This is a genomic window from Microcystis sp. M53602_WE12 (genome assembly GCF_030065455.1).
Classification (GTDB): domain Bacteria; phylum Cyanobacteriota; class Cyanobacteriia; order Cyanobacteriales; family Microcystaceae; genus Microcystis; species Microcystis aeruginosa.
The window spans coordinates 1-1,744 of record NZ_JASJFB010000879.1; the positions used below are offsets into that span (position 1 = coordinate 1).

Here is a 1,744-nt window from a genome sequence, read left to right on the forward strand (position 1 = left end):
AAATCCTTATCTGGCAAGAGACTTAATTGATTAGTTCGCTCTAGATCAAAAATAATTGACAAAAATCGCCAAATGCCTTTCTATATAAGGGTTCCATCCCTTATAACCCCCGTCCATTGCATAACAAAAACCGAAGAACCAGATTCCGTCTGCAAATCAGGTGGATGCCAACCAGCTTTAACCCAATTTTTACGCACAATAACAGCCAGATTACTATTTAATCTTAAAGCTACAATTGTTGCTCGACCACAAGCCGTTACTCCCATAATTTCCGTTCCCTCTTGAGTCCAAGTACAATGTTCTTGCCATTTTTGAAGGCGAGGATTAAATAAGGAAACCAACACCTCATATTTGGGATCAATAGCCTCAGTTTGAATCCATTTATATTGATTACATAATTCACAAGCTAAACATAAATTATCTTCTGTATTAGCACCACCTTTAGCTAAAGGTTGGATATGATCAATTTGTAATCTCCTCATAATATAATCTTGGTGAATTAGGCAATATTCACAGCGATTTCCTGCCCGTTGTTTAACTTTTTGGCGTAAGGTTTCTATGAGAAAACTCATGGTATTAAAGGCTCTCTCAAACCTCGTTTAACGGCTTCAGCTAAGGCTATTGACTTTCTTAATTGTCCCATTTGGTAAATTGAGATTAAAACTAATAATTCATAGCCTTCGGCTTCGGTTAAGCCCGTATTTTTTCCCTTAGCTTGTAACTCTCCCAAGCGTTGATTTTGAACAGCATCCATTTTTGAATTAGCTAATTCAATAATTTCGGAATCTAAAAGATGGGAAACTTCAAGATGATTGCCCACAGCTGAGAGATTATTAAAGGTAGGCAAAATGATTTCTAAGGTATCAATTAAAACCTCTGATAACTCTCGTTCTGTAGCCTTTCCTAAACATTGGGCTGATTCAACTAAACTGACGGGTAAATCAATAGTAATTTGAGTCATTTGTCTAAGGAGTATTGAACTAATTGTGCAGCGAAGTGATCGCAATCGCATTACCATCACGAGAGACGGTAGCGGTATTTTCCTGTTGGACAGGAGCAGCATTGCGGGGTGTCAGTTTTTTAGTTTTCATGGGGTAAGTCCTCCAATCATTTTGATCTGCTCTCTTTATACCTAATTTTGTCTCAGATTCAAAAGTTTTATTCTGAGTTTTTATCTATCTTTGTTATAGTTTTTTATCTCTGTTCAATGTTATTACAGTTTTTCTGTTTAAATTTCCCGAAGAAAAAAAAAACACCAGATGCTATTGGGGAGCAGGGAAGAATGATACCCTTAGATGGATGCGATCGCTTTCTTAATCAACATCAAACATAGCATCTAAATCTCTATATCCATTCACGACTCTTGCGATTTCAATTCCGTTTTCAAGAGGAAAATAAAAGATTAGATAATCTTCTACAGGAAAACTTCGTAAGCTAGGGATTAACTCATCGCGCCTACGTCCCAGATTGGGGAATTTAGCTAATTTTTTACAAGCCTGTTGGATTTTTTCTTTTAAAATTCTAGCAGCTTGCGGATTTTTCCCAGCCAAGTAACTATTAACTTGCTTTAAATCCAATCTAGCTGAGGGTGAGAAAATATCTTGGTTCTTCGTTACTTGGTATGGTTCGATAGGGGGGCATAAATCGACTAAATCCTTATCTGGCAAGAGACTTAATTGATTAGTTCGCTCTAGAGCAAAAACAATTGACAAAAATCGCATCAATGTCCTTCTCTATAAGGGTT

The 1,744-nt window shown here is 36.8% G+C and carries 3 protein-coding genes and 1 pseudogene; all 4 read right to left on the bottom strand.

Features of this window, described 5'->3' with window-relative positions; genetic code table 11:
• Positions 1-392: 392 nt before the first annotated feature.
• Positions 393-572 (bottom strand): annotated as a pseudogene (locus tag PX482_RS26725) (HNH endonuclease); the annotation flags it as partial.
• Positions 569-961: a hypothetical protein gene (locus PX482_RS26730; protein ID WP_002758025.1), complete on the bottom strand. Its 393-nt coding sequence runs from the start codon at positions 959-961 to the stop codon at positions 569-571. The gene PX482_RS26730 and the pseudogene PX482_RS26725, both read right to left, overlap by 4 nt.
• A gap of 19 nt (positions 962-980) precedes the next feature.
• Entirely contained in the window at positions 981-1,091 is a 111-nt protein-coding gene (locus PX482_RS26735; RefSeq protein WP_071822769.1) for an anacyclamide/piricyclamide family prenylated cyclic peptide, read from the bottom strand.
• A 222-nt stretch (positions 1,092-1,313) separates the two neighbouring features.
• Positions 1,314-1,577 carry a type II toxin-antitoxin system RelE/ParE family toxin gene (locus PX482_RS26740; protein WP_002758027.1) on the bottom strand — a complete coding sequence of 88 codons (264 nt, stop codon included), beginning with the start codon at positions 1,575-1,577 and terminating at the stop codon, positions 1,314-1,316.
• Positions 1,578-1,744: the final 167 nt, after the last annotated feature.

Bases quoted from the DNA above. Each gene is read 5' to 3' on its own strand.
- PX482_RS26730 (WP_002758025.1), bottom strand. From the start codon at position 961: ATGACTCAAATTACTATTGATTTACCCGTCAGTTTAGTTGAATCAGCC.
- PX482_RS26735 (WP_071822769.1), bottom strand. From the start codon at position 1,091: ATGAAAACTAAAAAACTGACACCCCGCAATGCTGCTCCTGTCCAACAG.